Below are 17,271 nucleotides of genomic sequence, written 5' to 3' on the forward strand. Positions count from 1 at the left end.
TTACGCGATGGCGAAAAGCGCCACGCCGCTGGCCAATGCAAAGGCTGTCAGGCTGGCTGCGGCAACGGGCACCAGCGGCCGCCACCCTGCCTCCCGCAGCAACTCCAGCCGCGAGCGCATGGCAGTGGCGATAACGGCCAGCAGGAGAGCGGCCTTCGAGAAATCGAGCGCCCCGGCGCGCCAGGCCTCCGGCACGGCAATCGCATTTCCGGCCACGGCCAGCGCAAGGAAGGCCAGCACGAACCACGGCATGGAGAAGCGCACGCCGCGCTGCTGCGAAGGGGCGCCGCCGCTGCGCGACAGCCAGAAAGCCACCAGCGCCACGATTGGGCCCAGCATGGCCACGCGCGCCAGCTTCACCACGGTCGCACTCGCCCCAGCCTCGTTGGAGAAGGAAAAGCCGCCGCCGATCGCCTGCGCCGCATCATGGACAGAGGCACCGATCAGGAAGCCCGCCTGCGCATCGCTCATCCCCGCCAGCTTTGCGAAGGCCGGGTAGAAGGACATCGCAATCGCGCTCGCCAGCGCAACGCCGACCAGCGTGATGGCAAAGCGCGCCTGGTCGAGCCGCTCGCGCCCGATCACGCCGTATAGCGCCATGGCAGCAGACGCGCCGCAGATGGCCGTAGCCCCGCCGGCCAGTATCCCAGCCTCGCGCCCTTCGCCCATCATCCGCGCCGCGCCTATCCCTGCGGCAAATGTGCCGGCCATCACCAGCAGCACGCCGAGCAGGCCCTGCCAGCCCAGCGCCAACACCTGCGCTAGCCCCACCTGCAGGCCCAGCAAAGCAATGCCCACTTGCAGCAGCCGCCGTGATGCGAAGTCCAGCCCGGTCGCGACCTTCTCACCCTCGCCTGCAAAGCTCAGGCCAAGGCCGATCAGCAGGCCCAGCAACATGACCGGGAAGCCGTACTGGTTTGCGAGGAAAGCGGATGCCAGCGCCGCAATGCCTGCCAGCAGCAGGCCGGGCACATATTCGCGCAAGGCGGCGCGGCGCACATCGCCCTGCCCGTCCGATTCCGCGAGGTAATATTCGCAGTAGAGGTCGCCGTAATACGGCTCGCTGGCGGCAGGCTTCATCCGGCGGTCTGGCCCAGCCGCTCCGCCTGAACGATGTAGCGGCGCTTGGTCAGCTGCATCATGGCGAGCGGAACGATGGCGAAAATGAATGGCACAGCGGCCACCGCATAGCGCAGATCCTGTTCGCCGAATACCGCGCTCGACAATTCGCCCACCACGATGGGGCCGAGCGAGCCGAACCAGCTGATCGCCAGGTAATACAGCGCCACCACCTGTCCGCGGATCTGCGCGGGCGTGATAACCAGCAGCGCCGTCACCCCGATGGCCGAGACGATACCGATACCGATGGTGTTGATGCACAGCACCGCAAAGGCCAGCTCTGCCGTGGGCATGAACATCGGGATCGCGGCGGTGGGCACCATGATGAAAAAGCCGATATACATCAGCTTCAGCGCCGCATCGGGCACGCCCTTGGCGGTCCATTTGTCCGAAATCGTGCCCATGATCATCATGTTGAGCGGCCCGATCAGCAGCAGGGCGATGCCGTTGACCGTGGCGTAAAGCTGCGGCGACCAGCCCCAGGTCCGCTCGAATGTCGGAGCGAGGAAACCCTGGCTGTAAGCGATGGCCGTCATGCAGCAGACCACCATGACGAAGCCGAAATACAGCGCGAAATTGTCGCGGATGTAACGCAGCGCATCGCCGAAGCCATTGCCTGAAATGACATCGGGTGCGGCCACATTGGGCCGGCGCGCAGGCTCGCGCATGAAGAAGAACACCGCCGAGAAGACGAGGCCGGGCAGGCCCACGACCAGCAGGGTGAAACGCCACGGCGAAAGCTCGCCCAGGAATGGCACGCTCTGGCTGCCGCTGGCCGCCGTCCACGCAATGACCGCGCCGGACAGCAGCGAGGCAAGCCCCGCGCCGATGGGCAGCGCGCTTGAATAAAAAGCGATGGGCTTGCCGCGCTTTTCGGGCGGGAAGCTGTCACCGATGATGGAGAATGTGGCGGGTGAAAGCGTCGCCTCGCCCACGCCCACGCCCATGCGCGCGGCGAACAGCTGGACGAAGTTCTTCGCCATGCCCGTGGCGATGGTCGCGGCGGACCACAGCGCCATGCCGATGGCCACGATCCATGTCCGGCGGCCCCGGTCGATCAGCCAGCCCATGAAGATGCCGACAAAGCCATAGACCCAGGTGAAGGCCGACAGCAGCCAGCCGATGGACCGGTCGGAAAGCCCGAACTCCGCCTTGATCGGTTCTATCAGCAGGCCGAGGATGTAGCGGTCCACGAAGCTGAAGATGTAACCCACCGTCAGGAACACGACGAGCAGCCACCCCGCTGCGGCACTGGGATATGGGCGCGCGGTTTCGGCGGCAGCTTCCACCTCTGTCGGGGCTGCGGCTTCGGCGGTCACTGGCCATCCTCCGGTATCAGGTAAATCACCACGAGGTTGTCGTCGAAATCTGCAATCCCGATCTCGCGGCCGATGCGCCCGTCATAGGTCTTCAGCTCGCCTTCCTCATAGACCTTCAGGCCCAGCTTGCGGCTGGCTTCCATCACGCCGTCCGGGTCCTGCGTTTCCAGCACGATGGCCCCGCGGCGCGGATGCGGCACATCAGTCAGTGCAATCCCGCCGATCTCGCTCAACGCCATGACGCGCGGCTGGCCGGGCAGCGAGAGGATGGCAAAACCCAGCTCGGCGCCCTCCGGTATCTCGAACACGGGGATCGAATAGCTGTCCGGATTGTGGCCCAGCCGGTAAGTGACCTCAAAGCCCAGCACGCCTTCATAGAAGGTCAGCGCCCGGTCCAGGTCGCGCACCACGAAATTGGCGCGCTGGAAGCGTACCGGCGGTTTTTCGGTTTCACTCACAGCCATTCCTCCGGTTCGCCGCGCACGCTGCAGCATTGCACGCCGACGTTGCCGCCATGGTACAGCCGGGCCAGCGCGCGCGGCATCGCGGCAAAGCCCTGTTCGATATCCTGCACGGGCTTCAGCCGGCCATCGGTGATCCAGCCGGCCATTTCCTCCATCACCGCGTCCCAGCGGTCCAGGTGGTTGTAGACGAAGAAGCCGCGCATCACGCTGTCGGTTGCCCGAAGGCGGGTGTAATTGGGCAGGGCGAACGGCTCGTCCCGGGTATATTCGCTGATGGAACCGCAAAGCACCACCCGGGCATGCATGCGCAGCCGCTCCAGCACCGCCTCCAGCGTTTCCCCGCCGACATTGTCGAAATACAGGTCGATGCCGTCGGGGCGCAAAGCGTCCAGCCGACCGGGTATGTCCTCGCTGCGATAATCGATGGCTTCGGAGCAGCCGAGCGAGCGGATGAAATCGCATTTCTCCGGCCCACCGGCCATGCCAACGACATCGCAGCCCACGACCTTGGCCGCCATCTGCGCGACCATGGAGCCGACGCCGCCCGCTGCGCCAGACAGGACCATGCGGTCTTCCGGCTTCGGGTCGCCGCAGGCAAAAAAACCGGCGTGGGCGGATAGCCCGGTCATGCCCAGCACGCCTGCCCCCAGTGCGGCGGGCAGGCCGTTCTTCGGCATGCGGAAGAACTTCTCCTGCGCCGTCATGGCGCTGACCTTCCAGGTCTGCCAGCCCATCTGGCCCTGCACGATTTCGCCCTCTCGCCAGCCGGGATGGCGGCTTTTTACCACCTGCGCCACGCCGCGCCCGTGGATCACGTCGCCGATCTCGAGCCCCGCATCGCCGGTCCGCGCCGTGCCCTGCATGTAGAAGCGCATCACGGGCGCAAGGCCCAGGTAGAGCGTCTTCAGCAGCACCTCGCCCTCGCCCGGTTCGGGAATATCGGTGACGCGCCATTCGAAGTCTTCGGGCTCCACATTGCCGACCGGGCGGCGCGCGATACGCCATTGGCAATTGGCGTCCTCCTCCACCGCATGGGCGGCCAGCGCGTCGAAACTGGCAATGGCGCCTGCGCGGTCCATCAATCGTGGACCTTCACCACCTGGTTCGCTTCGTAGAAATAGCCGTCGAGGTCCCAGAAGCCCGCGCCCAGCATGTCCTTGCGCTTGCCGTCTGCACCGGTGACCGTCCATTCGCGCGGCTCGGAATGGATGCGAGAGCCACGCGCGCGGGCACGTTCCACGGTTGCCCGGCAATCCTGCGCCTCGACCACGAAGATGGGCGCACCGAAGCCGATCTCCGTCGGCAATTCATCTGGGATGTCGGGGCGGCGCGGGTCGGTGAATTCCAGCAGGCCGATCATGCCGATGGTATCGTGCTGCGCCTGCATGATGATCAGGCGCGTCTGGTCCCCCTTCTTGCCGGCGGCCAGCTGCGTGCCCGACAGGGTGAAGGGCACATCCATCCAGCGGCTCATGCACAGCACATCCTCGTACCAGTCCGCCGCCACATCGGCATCGCGGACCATCAGCGTGGTGCGCTTGAGGATGTCGGTCACTTGAAGGCGTCCGCCAGGCTGGGCGCTTCGATCACCAGTACTTGGCAGTCGGAAATCGGCTCACGCAGCTTCTTTGCCTCGGCATATTCCGGGCTGTTCCAGAAACGGTGCACGGCATCCTTGTCCGGCCATTCGGAGATGACCATGCTGGCCCCGTCGCCGAAATCGCCCTCCAGCAATTCCGCCCCCGGCGCGCGCAGCAGGTAGCGTCCGCCGTGCTGCTCAACCAGGGCGGCGGCCCTGGCGCCGTAGCCTGCGATAAAGGCCTCGCGGTCATGGATCTGGCAGGTGACGATCATATAGGCGGGCATGGCTGGTCCTTTCCTACCACCGCGTCTTGGAGCGCAGGTATCGGCCCGCGTCCTCCGTATCGGTGGGCTGGTAATCGGCGATAAGGTTCGGCCCGTAGGGGCTGCGATATTGCTCGAACACGTCCATCACCAGCTCGCTATGCACGATGGGCTGGCGGTGGCTGGCGCGGAAGCTGCCGATGGGAATGCGGCCATAGACCAGCGTCTCGTCATCGGTTTCGGAGATTTCGGCAAACTCGCCGTCCGGGCCCACGATGCCGGCATGGCCGGGATTGGAGTCCGCCAGGTAATACTGGTTCTCCGGCGAGGCGGAGTTGTTGGCGATGGTGGACCAGATGCGGTTGTACATGCTGACCGCGCGGATATCCAAAGTGTTGTAATTGCCCGTTGCGGTGCGCAGCATGATCTCCGCGCCCTTCATCGATGCTGCGCGGAACAGCTCCGGCTCCAGCTGGCTGGAACTGGTGTAGAGATTGCCGATCGGCGTCTTGATGATCGGGATCACATGGTCGCGGCCATAGCGTTCGACATATTCGTCCAGCACGTCGTAGATCGTGGTGGTGAACAGCTCGCGCCCGCCGGGGAAGAAGCCCTTCAGATTGCGCGCCTTCCAATCCTTGGCGATGATTTCGCCCTTGTCGTCGATGATCGTGGTGATCGACAGCAGGCGGCCGGGCCAGTCCGGATCGCGGACATAGGACCCGAAACTCAGGTAGCTGCCGTATTCGCGCGCCTTGGCGGCCAGCATCTCCGTCTCCGGCCCCGGAATCTCGATCGCGACGCGCCGCGCATCGTCGAGGTTCCAGACATGGCGGTATCCGGTGATGGGAAATTCATGGAAGGCGATCAGATCCTTCGCCCCGGAAAAGCCGTTGGCGATATCGATCACGTCGCACATGTGCTGCACATTGGCGCGGCGAGTCTGTTCGATATTGCCCAGCTCCACCGGCACGACGCGCGTCTGGGCGACCGCGATGCTCAGGCTCTGCTTGGCCAGCGGGACGGTGGCGTAGCTGCCATCGCTGCGCATCTGCAGGGCGCCGCCGTGATGGGTTTGCGTGGCGGCAGCGACAGGCGCGGCAAAGGCGCCCCAGTCGAAGGCGACTGCACTCGCGAGCCCTGCGCCCGCGCCAAGCAATGTGCGTCTGTCCATGATTCCCTCCGCGCCGGTCCTGCTATTCTTTCGACAGCTTCTCGACCCAGTCCATGATCGGCGGATCGTCCGCCTCCATCGCTTCCACCGTCTGCTGGAAACCGCGCATGATGCGGTTGACGAAGGCGCGGGTGGCCAGCGCGCGCTCACGCCCTGCTTTGCGGTCCGGCTCGTAGCTTTCGATATCGGCGCGGCTTACCGTGCCTTTCTCATCGAGCAGGCGCTCCAGTGTGTCCTGCCGTTCACGCAGGGCGGAGACATCCGCTGCCAGCGCGAAGACGACGGAATAGAGCCGGTCCAGCGCGGGATCCTCGAAATAGTCCGGTCGCCTGCCCTTGGCGCGGCGACCGGAAGCGGCGACCCAGTCGAAATCGTCGCTCATGCGGCGGCCGCCTTTTCGGCTTCAGGCTTCCACGCGCCATAGGCATTCCAGATGGCCGCACGGCCGTAATCTTCCTCGCCATCGTCGGGGGAAGGCGGGAAGATTTCCGGATCGACCACGGCCCGCACGCCGGCCACGAACTGGCGTTCGCGCGGGAAACCGGCGTCTTCCATCACCTGCTCCAGATCCTGCCCGTGCATGGCGGACCAGAAAGGCTCGTTATTGTTGAAGGCATCCCAGTCGCGCATGAACTGTTCGAAAAGCGGCATCTCGTCCGAATATTGCGGCTGTTCGATGTGGAAGATCAGCCCGCCCGGCGTCAGGACGCGGTGCGCCTCCGCCAGCAGCCGGGGCATGGCCTTGGAAGACAGCTCATGCAGGAACATGGTGGTCTGCACCCAATCGAAATGCCCATCCGCCCAGCGTGACAAATCCTCGCCGGAGGCCTGGATGAAGCGGATGTTCTTCACGCCCATCGCCGCCGCGCGCGCCGCGCCATAGCGCAGGCTGGCGGCCGCCGTATCAATCGCGATCACTTCTGCATCGGGATAGGCCAGCGCGATGGGCACGGCATTGTGCCCAACCGTCGCGCCGATATCGAGGATGCGGCGGGGCTGCCAGTCGGGCCGTTCCTTCTTCGCCCATTCGACAACCGCCTGGCCGCCGCCATCGTTCAGCCCGCCCAGCGCGCCACCGGTCGTGGCAAACAGGCCGACATCGTAATTGGCGCCAACGGTGACATCGCCCTCGTGCTCCCCGCCGTGATAGCCGCCGGGCTGGCAGTGGATGTCCACCGCCGTCTGGTAATGCGGCTGCTCTATGGCGGGGTCGAGCTCCAGCATGCCGGAATGCTCGTTATACTGGCGGGCCATGGCGCTCAGTTCATCGATCTGGCGCAGCACCACCTGCCGCCCGAAATGCTGGCGCATCTCCATGGAATTGCGCTTCAGCGCAGACCACATGCGGTGCCAGGAATCGCGGTTCATGGCATCGCGGATTTCGTAGCGATGCTGCGGATCGCGGCCCAGCTCCTCGCGGATCGCAGGCAGCACGCGCTTCTCGTAAGCGAGCTTGTTGCCGCGGCCGATATCGCCCGAAAGGTAGCGGTTGAAGGCGGTCAGGAAATTGAAGCGCGCGGCCTCGTCATGCGTGGTGCGCGGCATCATTTCGTGCCGGGTCAGGGCAGTATAGGGCGGCGGGAGATCGGCGGCCATCGGCGTCCTCTCAAAATTTGTCCGGACAAATCTGACGCAAGCTCATGCGCAAGTCAACAACATGCGAGCATGGCCGCAGCCCGGCAAGCGTGTTCAGGACGGGTGAGCCGCAGCGTAGGGCGTATTGGCGACCTTTTTCCGATTGTAATCGGGTGCGCCGTCATCCCACCACACCGGCCCGCGCTCGCCCAGCGCGACCTTGGCCGCATGCACTTCGGCACGCGCGGCCTTTTCCGCCTCCGGATCGCTCGCCCGCTTGGCGGCCCCCACGGCGCGGCGCGCATCCATCAGCTGGTTGACCAGTTCCTGCCGCCGCGCCTCGGGCAGGGCGGGGTTGGTCGCCCGCCACAGCACGCCATCGACAATGATGTAGCGGCCATCCGCAGTGCGCTCGGGACCGGGAGCGCCGGTGCCCTTACCGCCGCCTGCCATGGTCAGCAGCAGCCCTCGCGGTCCGATGGCGGCAGGCCAAGGTCGCTGCGCTCTGCCCAGTCCAGGTCTTCGTAATCCAGCTCGCGCCCATCTGCGCTGCGCATCACCACGGGGGCGAGCGGCTGCCCGGATTGCTTATCCACCAGCACGGGATTGGGCAGCACCGGGCCGCCGTATTTCTCACCCCACTGGCGCAGCGCGACCATGGCGGGGAGCAGGTCCAGCCCCTTGCGGGTCAGGCGGTATTCGATCCTTCGCTTGTCGCTTTCGCATGGCTGGCGCTCGAGGATGCCCGCGTCGACCAGCTTGGTCAGCCGGCTGGACAGGATATTGCGAGCGATACCCAGCTGGGCCTGGAAATCCTCGAAATGCAGGAAGCCATTGTAGCAGGCGCGCAGGACAAGGAAGCTCCATTTGTCGCCAATCACATCGAGCGCGGTCGGCAGGCCGCAATCGACGATTTCGCGCAGGTTCTCGTGCAGTTCGCCCATGTGGTCCTCTCGCGGCGTCAGGCAGGGTTATTCCTGTCTGGCGCTTTGGGCAATGGCCGTGATGCGCGCCGATAATGGTTGCACAAAGCTACTGACATGATAGGTAGCGAGTCGCAACCCGTATCGAACTGCAACCTTCCGGAGATTTCCCATGCGCCGTTCCCCCCTGATCCTCGCCGCCCTGTCCGTCGCTGGCCTTGCCATGGCCGCTGCCCCCGCGACCGCGCGCGATGGCGGTATCTACTACCGCGCAGAGCTGGCCCAGCCGGCCGGGGATGACAAGGTGATCGCCAAGAACATGCTGTGGCGCTGCAATGAAACGCGCTGCGCCGCCGCCAAGAGCCGCAGCCGCGACGTGGTTGCGTGCAAGCGCCTGGCCAAGAAGGCCGGCGAAGTCGTGCGCTTCAGCGTCGGCGGCGTCGAAATGGATGCTGCCACCCTGGCGCAGTGCAACGCCTGACACGAAGACCACCCCGCGCTGCCCCCCCCCTCTCCAATAAGGCAGCGCGACACTAGAGCCCCCGCCGCATCGTTCATTCGATCCGCGGGGGTTTTTTGTGCCTGGTGTCAGAGTAGGCCGCGAGCCTGCAATTCGCGCTCCAATTGCGCGGCATCTTCGAACAGCACCGCGTCCCATCCGCGCGCCTTTGCAGCGGCGATATTGTCGGGGTTGTCATCGGTGAAGAACAGCGCGTCGCCCACGCGGCCGAACCGCTCCTCTGCCAGCGCGTAAATCCGCGGATCGGGCTTCGCGAGCCTTTCGTCGCCGCTCACCACCACATCGCGCATGTGCCGCAGCGGCGGGCAGGTGGGGCGGAACTGCGGCCAGAACTCCGACCCGAAATTGGTGAGCGCGAACAGCGGCACGCCGATTGCCGCCAGCCGGTCCACCAGCGCCGCCGTTCCCGGGACGGGGCCGGGCACGGTTTCCAGGAACCGGTCGCGGTACGCCTGGATCAGCGCGGCATGCTGCGGGAACTCGGCCTTGCGCTCTGCGACGATCTCGGCCACCGGGCGCCCCGCATCGGTCTGGAAGTGCCATTGTTCGGTCACGACGTGGGTCAGGAACCAGTCCAGCTCCGCCTCGTCGGCGATCAACTTTGCAAACAGGCAGCGCAGATCCCACTGGATCAGCACCCGCCCGACATCGAAGACGACGGCCTTGGTCATGGACTCGCTCATTTCAGCAGGCGCGAAAAAGCCGCCCCGAATCGACGGAGCGGCCCGATTCGCTTGACCCCGTCATCGCCCTGCGGCGATGCGGCGCGGCGCCTTAGCCCTGGCGGGCCTTGAAGCGGCGGTTGGTCTTGTTGATCACATAAGTCCGGCCACGACGGCGGATAACGCGGCAATCGCGGTGGCGGTTCTTCAGCGACTTGAGGCTGTTGCGGATCTTCATGGTATCTGTCCCGGAATATAAAGCGGCACCGGAGATGGTCCTCCGATGCCGGAAATTCAAGCCGGGCGGTTAGTGCGGGTCCCCGGCCAAGTCAAGCGCTGCGGGGCCCTGGCGGCTCAGTTTCGCGCGCGGATATCGTCCAGCTTTCGCTCCCACGCCAGCGCGTGGCCGACAATGGTATCGAGGTCCGCATGGCGCGGCTGCCAGGGCAGCGTATCAAGGATGCGCCTATTGTCCGACACCAGCGATCCCGGATCGCCCGCGCGGCGCGGGGCCAGCTCGCGCCTGATCGGATTGTTGGTCGCCCTGTCGACCGCGTCCAGCACCTCCAGCACGCTGAAGCCGCGGCCATAGCCGCAATTCATGCGCAAATTGCGCTCCGGATCGGCCAGCAGGGCCTCCAGCGCCAGCACATGCGCGGCGGCAAGGTCGCTGACGTGGATGTAATCGCGCACGCCCGTGCCGTCCGGCGTATCGTAATCCGTGCCGAACACGCCCACCTTCTCGCGCTTGCCCAGCGCCGCCTCCACGGCGACCTTGATGAGGTGAGTCGCGCCCGCGGTGGACTGCCCGCTGCGGCCTTGCGGGTCCGCGCCAGCCACGTTGAAATAACGCAGGGCGCAATAGTTGATGTCATGGGCAGCGGCGGTGTCTTCCAGCATCCGCTCGCTCATCAGCTTCGACCAGCCATAGGGGTTGATCGGGACCTGCGGCGTATCCTCCGTGACCGGCGAGACGTCCGGCGTGCCATATGTCGCGGCGGTGGAGCTGAAGATGAAATGCGGCACCCCGCCCGCCACCGCGCTGGCGATCAGGTCGCGCGTCTTGGCGGTGTTATTGTGATAATATTTCAGCGGATCCGCGACCGATTCCGGCACCACGACGGAGCCCGCAAAGTGCATGATTGCTCGCGTGCCCTGCTCGGCAAAGATGCGCGCCAACAGACTGCCATCGGCGATATCGCCTTCGTAGAAGGGCACGCCGTCCGGCACGGCGAAACGGAACCCGGTGACGAGGTTGTCGATCACCGCCACGGGCCATCCGGCGTCCAGCAGGGCCAGCACGGCGTGGCTTCCGATATAACCGGCACCGCCGGTCACGAGAACGGGGACTTTATCGCTCATGGCCGGCCCCCTAACATGGCAAACGCTGCCGTTGGGTAAAATTCGGGCACAGACCGCCCTCCCCCCGCGTTGGTCTGGCAGAAGAGGATCGCAGACATGAACATTCGCTCGAAGATCGTCGCCGCTCTGCTGGCCAGCGGGCTTGGCCTTGCAGGCTGCGCCAGCCCCGCCTTCGTCTCACCCGTATCGGTCACGCGCTTCGTGGCGCCGCAAGCCGCACAGCTTGGCAGCGGCACGATTGCCGTGGTGCCCGCGCCGGGCCTTGGCGTGGAAATGGAAGGCGCGTTTGCAGCCGATTTCCGCACCTATGCCGATGCGCTGGGTGCGGCGCTGGCGGACCAGGGCTATACCGTCGTCCCAGCGGCCGATGCGGCGCAGGTGGCGGAGCTGCGCTTCGACACCGCCGTGTTGGACGCTGCGCAGCGCAGCCCCGTCAATGTAGGCGTGGGCGGATCGACCGGCTCTTATGGCTCCGGCGTGGGCGTGGGCGTGGGCATCAACCTTGGCGGCCGCAAGCCCGATTCGCTCGACCGCTCCATCGGCGTGGTCATTCGCGACAAGGCCAGCACGGCCGTGCTTTGGGAAGGGCGCGCCAGCTTCTCGGCCACGGACAACAGCGACTATGCCGATAATGATGCAGCCGCCATGCGCCTTGCCTATGCGCTGATGGAAGGCTTTCCCGGAAACGACGGCGAGACTATCGAGGTAGAATGAACGACATCCAGATCCACGCCGCTTTCGACAGCGGCAATATCGAAGTCCACTCCATATCGGGCACCGCGGCCAAGCTGGCCCTGCGCAAGGACAAGGACAGCGAATTCAACCAGTGGTTCCACTTCCGTGTCAGCGGCGCGCAGGGGCAGGAACTGGAGCTGAAGATCACCGGTCTGGAAGACAGCGCCTATCCCGCCGGATGGCCGGATTACGACGCCTGCGTATCGGAAGACCGCGAATATTGGGGCCGCGCACCCAGCAGCTATGACAAGGACGCGGACGGCGGCACGCTGACGATCCGCTACATGCCGGAAAGCGACATCGCCTGGTTCGCCTATTTCGCGCCCTATTCCATGGAACGGCATCACGACCTGGTGGCGCAGGCTGCAGAGCGCGGGGGCGTGGATTATCGCTGCCTTGGCAATACGCTGGACGGCCAGCCGCTGGACTGCCTGTCCATGGGCGAAGGCGACAAGCAGGTCTGGCTCTACGCCCGGCAGCATCCCGGCGAAAGCATGGCCGAATGGTGGATGGAAGGCGCGCTGGACGTGCTGTGCGATCCGGCCGATGCCGTGGGCCGTATCCTGCGCCGCAAGTGCCGCCTGCATATCGTGCCCAACTGCAATCCCGATGGCTCGCGCCGCGGGCATTTGCGCACCAATGCGGCGGGCGTAAACCTGAACCGCGAATGGGCAGAGCCGACGGCGGAGCGTTCGCCCGAAGTGCTCGCCATCCGCAATGCCATGGACGAGACCGGCGTGGACTTCGCGATGGACGTGCATGGGGACGAGGCCATTCCGGCGAACTTCCTTGCCGGATTCGAAGGCATCCCTTCCTGGACGGACGAGCAGGGCGATGCCTACTACCGCTATCGCTCCATCCTCGACCGGCGCACGGCGGAGTTCCAGACGGAGCTGGGGTACGCCGTGTCCAAGCCCGGACAGGCCAATCTCTCCATGAGCACGAACCAGCTGGCCGAGCGTTTCGGCGCCGTGTCCATGACGCTGGAAATGCCGTTCAAGGACCACGCGCCCTGCGCGGACGTGGAACAGGGATGGAGCCCGGAACGCTGCCGCATGCTGGCCCGCGAATGCCTGGCCGCGCTGGTCGAATGGCTGGACGACTGATGCCGTAGGCGATGCTCAGGACCATTCTCGACCCCATGCGGGCACGATAGCCTGCCTCGCCCGTTGCCACCCCTCCAAGGGGAAAAATCATGACAGCGGCAGGCAGGCAGCCACACGGCAAGCGAGAGATCGCGTTTGAAATATTCGCGGGGCTGGCGCTGCTCGCCATCCTGGCCAGCTTGGTCCCGACGGACTTCTGGCTGGTGCGCTCGATCGACCTCGTGCGCGAGCCGCTGGTCTTCCTGTGCACCGCGCTCGGCATCGCTGCCTTCTTCATCGTGCGATGCCGCCGCTGGCTGATCGTGGGCGCATTCGGCCTGGCCGCGCTCATCAACCTCTGGCGCATGTGGCCTTATCTTGCGATCGCGCCTGCGCAGATCGCCAGCATCGGCGCGCCCGGAGCGGCGGACGATGCGTGCTTTTCCGCTATGTCCATCAATGTGAAGCAGGAGAACCGCGACTTCGCGCCGGTGCTGGAGCAGATCCGGCTGGCCGACCCCGATATCCTGCTGCTGATGGAGACGGACCAGCGCTGGCTGGACGCGCTGGCCCCTGTGCTCACCGCCTATCCCACTCTTGAGGAATACCCGCTGGACAACGCCTATGGCATGGCCTTCGCGACCCGGCTGCCGTTCCTGGAAGGCACCTATGTCGAGAACACCAGCCGCGATACGCCGACCTTCTACGGCGCAATGGCGCTGCCGGGCGGGGGCGCATTCGAGTTCATCGGCCTGCACCCCAAGCCGCCACTGCCCGGCCAGAGCACGGCCAAGCGCGACGCCAACATCGCCCGCGCCGGCAGCACTACGCCGCGCAAGGCGGCCGAGGCGATCGTGATGGGCGACTTCAACGACGTGCCATGGTCGCGCACCACCGCCGGCTTTCGCGAGGCGGGCGGCTGGCGCGATCCGCGCATCGGACGCGGCGCCTACCCCACTTTCCCCGCGGGTATGACCTGGCTCGGCTGGCCGCTCGACCAGCTGATGGTGAAGGGCGACCTCACGATCAAATCATTCGAGGTGATGGAGCAGACCAGCGCCGATCACCGCGCGATGCTCGCAACAATCTGCGCGGTGGAGCCCTAGGCTCTCAGTCCAGGCTGGCCGGACCGAAGGCGGCGGGCAGCAGCTGCGACAACCGCATTTCCTCTACCGCATCCGGCCCCACGCAGAGCACCAGCGGATCCGTGCCGCCCAGCGCGGCCAGCTCATTCAGCACCTGGCGGCAGCGACCGCACGGCGTGATCGGTTCCGCGCCCGGCCCGGTGACTGCGACCGCGACTAGCCCGCCGCGCCGGCCCGCGCCCATGGCCTTGGCCACGGCCACCGTCTCGGCGCACAGGGCGAGGCCATAGCTGGCGTTCTCGACATTGCAGCCGCCCACGATCTCGCCATCGGCAAACAGCAGCGCCGCGCCGACGTGAAAGTCGGAATAGGGCGCATAGGCCTGTTTCGCCGCTTCGCGTGCCGCCTCGACCAGCTCGTTCTTCGTCGCTTCGTCCATTGCCTGTGTCCCTTACGGTTGCAGCACGACCCAGCGGATCGGCTCCTCGCTCGCCTTGCCGTGCAGCTGCGAATTGGCTGTCCATAGCGTCCACGGGCGCCCGGCATAGTCCGGCTCCAGCCAGTCGCGTTCCAGCCAGAGGTTTCGCTCCAGCGATTTGGCCACGCCGTAACGCGCCTCGAAAGCGGGCGATATCTTCAGCACCACCGGCTGGCCTACGTGGCCTTCCACCTGGTTCACGAAGGTCATCAGCTCGCTTTCCAGCCGAGCCTCGCTCATCGGGTCTTCGCAATCGCTCGCCAGCCGGTCCAGCGCGATGACGGGCGGCAGCAGGCGCGTGTCGCGCGGCACGATGGTGACGAGGTTTGCCGACTGTGCCTCGGCCGAGGAGCACGGGTCGTAATCGTGCACGATCCCCACCGGCAGGGGGGAGGCGCTGGCCACGCGGAAATTCGCGCCGAACTGCGCATCGCGCTCATCCGCCCCGCGGCTTGCCTCCAGATAGGCAAAACCCGCGCCCTGTGCTGCCAGTCCTGCGAAATCGACCGCGCCTTCCCGCGCGCCGACAATCACGCCCTGCACCGGATATTGCGCGGCGTCGGGTGTCCAGTGGATTGCCCGCCACCAACCGTAGGCACTGCCGGCCAGCGCCAGCAGCAGCACGGCTGCCAGCAGCCTGCCCTTCCAGCGCCCCTTCCTGCGTCGCGCCATGCCTGCCGCTCAGCCCTTGATGTGGAGGACGCAGAGCAGCGTGAAGAGCCGCCGCGCGGTGGCGAAGTCCGTGTCCACCTTGCCGTCCAGCGCGTCCATCAGGTGGCGCGTGCCGCGATCGTGGATACCGCGCCGGGCCATGTCGATTGTCTCGAGTTCGGGCGCGGAGGCCTGCCGCAGCGCCTTGTAGTAACTGTCGCAAATGGCGAAATATTCGCGGATGACGCGGCGGAAACGCGTGGTGCCGAGCGCGATCAAGCCCGCTTCCTCACCCTTGGCATCGTGGATCGCCAGTTCCAGCCGCGCCTCTCGCACCGCCAGCTTCAAGTCCCACGGGCCAACATGACCATTTTCCGCCGCGCGCACGGGGGTGAAGCTGTTGTCCTCCACCAGGTCGCGCAGCGCCACCTCGCGTTCGCGGGCCACGGTTTCGCTCCGGCGCAATATGCTCGTCTCGTCGAGCGTGATGGTGGCGATGCGATTGGTATCCATGGTCTGTCGGCCCCAGCTTTTGCAGAGCCACGCGGGGGCGGCAAGCGTCATCCCCGCTATCCACAGGCTGGCATGCGCAATCGGCGGCCTTGTGGACTTGCGGCAACATGCGCTTGGCCCCATCAGGGGCGGATGGCCGATGAAGACCTCCTGATCCGTGCAGCAACCCAGACCCCGACCTCCGAATCAGGTGGCGAATCGGGCGGCCGGTCCCTGCCCGCCAACCCGGAAGCGGAAGCCACCTTCCTGGGCGCGGTGCTGATCGACAACCGGCTGCTGGAAGAGCTGCCCATAGCGCTGCATCCGGACCATTTCTTCGAGCCGCTGCATGGCCGCATTTACGAGCGGATCCTTGTCCTGATCGACAAGCAGATGGTGGTCACTCCGGTCACGCTGAAGCCCTATTTCGAAGCGGACGAGGCGCTGAAGGAGCTGGGCGGCACCGGCTATCTGGCGCGGCTGACGGCCGATGGGCAGGGCCTGCTGGCCCCGCGCGAATTGGCCCAGCAGATCTACGACCTCGCCCTGCTGCGAGAGCTTGTGAGCGTGGGCCGCGAGCTGGTTGAAGGCGCGCTCGACACCTCGGACGAAGTGGAGCCGATGCGCCAGATCGAACAGGCCGAAGCCAGCCTGTTCCGCGTGGCCGAAGGCGCAGCCGGCACGAAAGATGCCGACAGCTTCCGCGGCGCGACGAGCAAGGCGCTGGAGATGATCGAGACCGCGATCAATTCCGGCGGCCATATCAGCGGCAAGACGACCGGCCTTTCCAGCGTGAACGAGAAGATCGGCGGCCTGCACGATTCCGACCTCATCATACTCGCCGGACGCCCGGGCATGGGCAAGACCTCGCTCGCCACAAATATCGCCTTCAATTGCGCGGACCGATATTTGCGCGACAAGCGCGACGGGATCGAGAAGACCGTGGGTGCGGGCGTCGCCTTCTTCAGCCTGGAAATGTCGAGCGACCAGCTCGCCACGCGTATCCTGGCAGAGCAGGCCGGTATCAGCTCCGAAGCTCTGCGCATGGGCAAGATCAGCCGCGACGACTTCCAGCAGCTGTCCTATGCCAGCCAGCGCCTCGCCGAATTGCCGCTCTATATCGACGATACGCCTGCCCTCACCATCGGCGCGCTGCGCACCCGCGCGCGGCGACTGAAACGGCGGCACGAGATCGGGCTGATCGTGGTCGATTACCTGCAGCTGCTGCAGGGATCGGGCCGCGCCAACGACAACCGCGTGAACGAGATTTCGGAAATCTCGCGCGGCCTGAAGACGCTGGCCAAGGAATTGGAAGTGCCGGTCATCGCGCTCTCCCAGCTCAGCCGCGCGGTGGAACAGCGCGACGACAAGAAGCCCATGCTGTCCGACCTGCGCGAATCCGGCTCTATCGAGCAGGACGCCGACATGGTCTGGTTCGTCTTCCGCGAAGACTATTACGTCGCCCTGCGCGAGCCGAAGATGCCCACCGCGACGGACGATCCCAGGACCATCGAAACGCACCAGGCGTGGTCGCAGGAAATGGAACGCGTGCACGGCCTTGCCGAGCTGATCGTGGCCAAACAGCGCCACGGCTCAACCGGCCGCGTACGGCTGCGCTTCGAACCCAAGATCACCCGCTTCAGCGACCTTGCCGAAGACGATTACCAAGGCGATTACGAATAAGCGTAATTCGGGCCGGACCCCGCTCGTCCTGAGCCCGTCGAAGGGCGTCACGCAGCACCCTTCGGAAGCGTAGCTGGCCCGGAGCGTCACAAGCTCAGG

Annotated in this window: 22 protein-coding genes; 5 read left to right on the plus strand and 17 right to left on the minus strand. The window is 65.7% G+C overall.

Annotated features, from left to right (window positions below; translation table 11 throughout):
* The 11 genes from A6F65_RS00335 to A6F65_RS00385 all read right to left on the minus strand — a co-directional run bounded on the left by A6F65_RS00335 (position 1) and on the right by A6F65_RS00385 (position 8,440).
* A complete protein-coding gene (locus tag A6F65_RS00335) occupies positions 1-1,080 on the minus strand; it encodes a YeiH family protein (RefSeq protein WP_067784485.1) in 1,080 nt (359 codons plus the stop codon).
* Positions 1,077-2,438 carry an MFS transporter gene (locus A6F65_RS00340; RefSeq protein WP_067784488.1) on the minus strand — a complete coding sequence of 454 codons (1,362 nt, stop codon included), beginning with the start codon at positions 2,436-2,438 and terminating at the stop codon, positions 1,077-1,079. The genes A6F65_RS00335 and A6F65_RS00340 overlap by 4 nt, the downstream gene beginning before the upstream one ends.
* A complete protein-coding gene (locus A6F65_RS00345) occupies positions 2,435-2,896 on the minus strand; it encodes a VOC family protein (protein WP_157092997.1) in 462 nt (153 codons plus the stop codon). Before A6F65_RS00345 ends, A6F65_RS00340 begins: the two co-directional genes overlap by 4 nt.
* On the minus strand, positions 2,893-3,981 hold the full coding sequence (locus A6F65_RS00350) for an NADP-dependent oxidoreductase (RefSeq protein ID WP_169816982.1): 1,089 nt from the start codon (positions 3,979-3,981) through the stop codon (positions 2,893-2,895). Before A6F65_RS00350 ends, A6F65_RS00345 begins: the two co-directional genes overlap by 4 nt.
* Positions 3,981-4,457 (minus strand): VOC family protein, encoded by a 477-nt coding sequence (locus A6F65_RS00355; RefSeq protein ID WP_067784494.1) that lies wholly within the window; start codon positions 4,455-4,457, stop codon positions 3,981-3,983. Before A6F65_RS00355 ends, A6F65_RS00350 begins: the two co-directional genes overlap by 1 nt.
* Entirely contained in the window at positions 4,454-4,768 is a 315-nt protein-coding gene (locus A6F65_RS00360) for a DUF1330 domain-containing protein (protein WP_067784497.1), read from the minus strand. The genes A6F65_RS00355 and A6F65_RS00360 overlap by 4 nt, the downstream gene beginning before the upstream one ends.
* Before the next feature lie 13 nt (positions 4,769-4,781).
* Positions 4,782-5,921, minus strand: a complete 1,140-nt coding sequence (locus tag A6F65_RS00365; protein WP_083989120.1) for a nitrilase-related carbon-nitrogen hydrolase — start codon at positions 5,919-5,921, stop codon at positions 4,782-4,784.
* A 22-nt stretch (positions 5,922-5,943) separates the two neighbouring features.
* On the minus strand, positions 5,944-6,303 hold the full coding sequence (locus tag A6F65_RS00370) for a hypothetical protein (protein WP_067784503.1): 360 nt from the start codon (positions 6,301-6,303) through the stop codon (positions 5,944-5,946).
* Positions 6,300-7,517 (minus strand): class I SAM-dependent methyltransferase, encoded by a 1,218-nt coding sequence (locus A6F65_RS00375; RefSeq protein ID WP_067784506.1) that lies wholly within the window; start codon positions 7,515-7,517, stop codon positions 6,300-6,302. Before A6F65_RS00375 ends, A6F65_RS00370 begins: the two co-directional genes overlap by 4 nt.
* A gap of 93 nt (positions 7,518-7,610) precedes the next feature.
* On the minus strand, positions 7,611-7,949 hold the full coding sequence (locus A6F65_RS00380; protein WP_067784509.1) for a hypothetical protein: 339 nt from the start codon (positions 7,947-7,949) through the stop codon (positions 7,611-7,613).
* A 2-nt stretch (positions 7,950-7,951) separates the two neighbouring features.
* Entirely contained in the window at positions 7,952-8,440 is a 489-nt protein-coding gene (locus A6F65_RS00385) for a winged helix-turn-helix transcriptional regulator (protein WP_067784511.1), read from the minus strand.
* Positions 8,441-8,591: 151 nt separating this feature from the next.
* On the opposite strand from A6F65_RS00385, the gene A6F65_RS00390 reads away from it, so the two are divergent.
* On the plus strand, positions 8,592-8,900 hold the full coding sequence (locus A6F65_RS00390) for a CC_3452 family protein (protein ID WP_067784514.1): 309 nt from the start codon (positions 8,592-8,594) through the stop codon (positions 8,898-8,900).
* Positions 8,901-9,007: 107 nt separating this feature from the next.
* Here A6F65_RS00390 and A6F65_RS00395 read toward each other — a convergent pair whose 3' ends face one another.
* From A6F65_RS00395 to galE, 3 genes are all read right to left on the minus strand, one after another.
* On the minus strand, positions 9,008-9,610 hold the full coding sequence (locus tag A6F65_RS00395; RefSeq protein ID WP_237164835.1) for an HAD family hydrolase: 603 nt from the start codon (positions 9,608-9,610) through the stop codon (positions 9,008-9,010).
* A 103-nt stretch (positions 9,611-9,713) separates the two neighbouring features.
* Positions 9,714-9,839: a type B 50S ribosomal protein L36 gene (ykgO, locus tag A6F65_RS00400; protein WP_007165381.1), complete on the minus strand. Its 126-nt coding sequence runs from the start codon at positions 9,837-9,839 to the stop codon at positions 9,714-9,716.
* Between the two features lie 116 nt (positions 9,840-9,955).
* On the minus strand, positions 9,956-10,963 hold the full coding sequence (gene galE, locus A6F65_RS00405) for a UDP-glucose 4-epimerase GalE (RefSeq protein WP_067784520.1): 1,008 nt from the start codon (positions 10,961-10,963) through the stop codon (positions 9,956-9,958).
* A 96-nt stretch (positions 10,964-11,059) separates the two neighbouring features.
* Here galE and A6F65_RS00410 point away from each other — a divergent pair, with 96 nt between their 5' ends.
* The 3 genes from A6F65_RS00410 to A6F65_RS00420 all read left to right on the plus strand — a co-directional run bounded on the left by A6F65_RS00410 (position 11,060) and on the right by A6F65_RS00420 (position 13,889).
* Positions 11,060-11,677 carry a DUF4136 domain-containing protein gene (locus A6F65_RS00410; RefSeq protein ID WP_067789602.1) on the plus strand — a complete coding sequence of 206 codons (618 nt, stop codon included), beginning with the start codon at positions 11,060-11,062 and terminating at the stop codon, positions 11,675-11,677.
* Entirely contained in the window at positions 11,674-12,804 is a 1,131-nt protein-coding gene (locus tag A6F65_RS00415; RefSeq protein ID WP_067784523.1) for a M14 family metallopeptidase, read from the plus strand. Before A6F65_RS00410 ends, A6F65_RS00415 begins: the two co-directional genes overlap by 4 nt.
* 89 nt (positions 12,805-12,893) lie before the next feature.
* Positions 12,894-13,889 (plus strand): endonuclease/exonuclease/phosphatase family protein, encoded by a 996-nt coding sequence (locus A6F65_RS00420; protein WP_067784525.1) that lies wholly within the window; start codon positions 12,894-12,896, stop codon positions 13,887-13,889.
* Positions 13,890-13,893: 4 nt separating this feature from the next.
* Here A6F65_RS00420 and A6F65_RS00425 read toward each other — a convergent pair whose 3' ends face one another.
* From A6F65_RS00425 to A6F65_RS00435, 3 genes are read right to left on the minus strand one after another with little or no spacing between them, the layout of a single operon-like run.
* Entirely contained in the window at positions 13,894-14,307 is a 414-nt protein-coding gene (locus A6F65_RS00425; RefSeq protein WP_067784528.1) for a cytidine deaminase, read from the minus strand.
* A gap of 12 nt (positions 14,308-14,319) precedes the next feature.
* On the minus strand, positions 14,320-15,018 hold the full coding sequence (locus A6F65_RS00430) for a glycoside hydrolase family 25 protein (RefSeq protein WP_067784531.1): 699 nt from the start codon (positions 15,016-15,018) through the stop codon (positions 14,320-14,322).
* Positions 15,019-15,027: 9 nt separating this feature from the next.
* Entirely contained in the window at positions 15,028-15,510 is a 483-nt protein-coding gene (locus A6F65_RS00435) for a UPF0262 family protein (RefSeq protein WP_067789604.1), read from the minus strand.
* A 132-nt stretch (positions 15,511-15,642) separates the two neighbouring features.
* Between A6F65_RS00435 and A6F65_RS00440 the strand changes: the two genes are divergently transcribed.
* On the plus strand, positions 15,643-17,172 hold the full coding sequence (locus tag A6F65_RS00440; RefSeq protein ID WP_083989122.1) for a replicative DNA helicase: 1,530 nt from the start codon (positions 15,643-15,645) through the stop codon (positions 17,170-17,172).
* Positions 17,173-17,271: the final 99 nt, after the last annotated feature.

The organism is Paraurantiacibacter namhicola (assembly GCF_001687545.1).
GTDB classification, from domain to species: Bacteria; Pseudomonadota; Alphaproteobacteria; order Sphingomonadales; family Sphingomonadaceae; genus Paraurantiacibacter; species Paraurantiacibacter namhicola.

Excerpts from the sequence above, each read along its gene's own strand:
- A6F65_RS00435 (WP_067789604.1), bottom strand. The coding sequence starts at position 15,510 with ATGGATACCAATCGCATCGCCACCATCACGCTCGACGAGACGAGCATA.
- A6F65_RS00410 (WP_067789602.1), top strand. The coding sequence starts at position 11,060 with ATGAACATTCGCTCGAAGATCGTCGCCGCTCTGCTGGCCAGCGGGCTT.
- A6F65_RS00425 (WP_067784528.1), bottom strand. The coding sequence starts at position 14,307 with ATGGACGAAGCGACGAAGAACGAGCTGGTCGAGGCGGCACGCGAAGCG.
- galE (WP_067784520.1), bottom strand. The coding sequence starts at position 10,963 with ATGAGCGATAAAGTCCCCGTTCTCGTGACCGGCGGTGCCGGTTATATC.
- A6F65_RS00360 (WP_067784497.1), bottom strand. The coding sequence starts at position 4,768 with ATGCCCGCCTATATGATCGTCACCTGCCAGATCCATGACCGCGAGGCC.
- A6F65_RS00385 (WP_067784511.1), bottom strand. The coding sequence starts at position 8,440 with ATGGGCGAACTGCACGAGAACCTGCGCGAAATCGTCGATTGCGGCCTG.
- A6F65_RS00390 (WP_067784514.1), top strand. The coding sequence starts at position 8,592 with ATGCGCCGTTCCCCCCTGATCCTCGCCGCCCTGTCCGTCGCTGGCCTT.
- A6F65_RS00335 (WP_067784485.1), bottom strand. The coding sequence starts at position 1,080 with ATGAAGCCTGCCGCCAGCGAGCCGTATTACGGCGACCTCTACTGCGAA.
- A6F65_RS00370 (WP_067784503.1), bottom strand. The coding sequence starts at position 6,303 with ATGAGCGACGATTTCGACTGGGTCGCCGCTTCCGGTCGCCGCGCCAAG.
- A6F65_RS00375 (WP_067784506.1), bottom strand. The coding sequence starts at position 7,517 with ATGGCCGCCGATCTCCCGCCGCCCTATACTGCCCTGACCCGGCACGAA.
- A6F65_RS00420 (WP_067784525.1), top strand. The coding sequence starts at position 12,894 with ATGACAGCGGCAGGCAGGCAGCCACACGGCAAGCGAGAGATCGCGTTT.
- A6F65_RS00365 (WP_083989120.1), bottom strand. The coding sequence starts at position 5,921 with ATGGACAGACGCACATTGCTTGGCGCGGGCGCAGGGCTCGCGAGTGCA.
- A6F65_RS00380 (WP_067784509.1), bottom strand. The coding sequence starts at position 7,949 with ATGGCAGGCGGCGGTAAGGGCACCGGCGCTCCCGGTCCCGAGCGCACT.
- ykgO (WP_007165381.1), bottom strand. The coding sequence starts at position 9,839 with ATGAAGATCCGCAACAGCCTCAAGTCGCTGAAGAACCGCCACCGCGAT.
- A6F65_RS00350 (WP_169816982.1), bottom strand. The coding sequence starts at position 3,981 with ATGGACCGCGCAGGCGCCATTGCCAGTTTCGACGCGCTGGCCGCCCAT.
- A6F65_RS00430 (WP_067784531.1), bottom strand. The coding sequence starts at position 15,018 with ATGGCGCGACGCAGGAAGGGGCGCTGGAAGGGCAGGCTGCTGGCAGCC.
- A6F65_RS00415 (WP_067784523.1), top strand. The coding sequence starts at position 11,674 with ATGAACGACATCCAGATCCACGCCGCTTTCGACAGCGGCAATATCGAA.
- A6F65_RS00395 (WP_237164835.1), bottom strand. The coding sequence starts at position 9,610 with ATGACCAAGGCCGTCGTCTTCGATGTCGGGCGGGTGCTGATCCAGTGG.
- A6F65_RS00440 (WP_083989122.1), top strand. The coding sequence starts at position 15,643 with ATGGCCGATGAAGACCTCCTGATCCGTGCAGCAACCCAGACCCCGACC.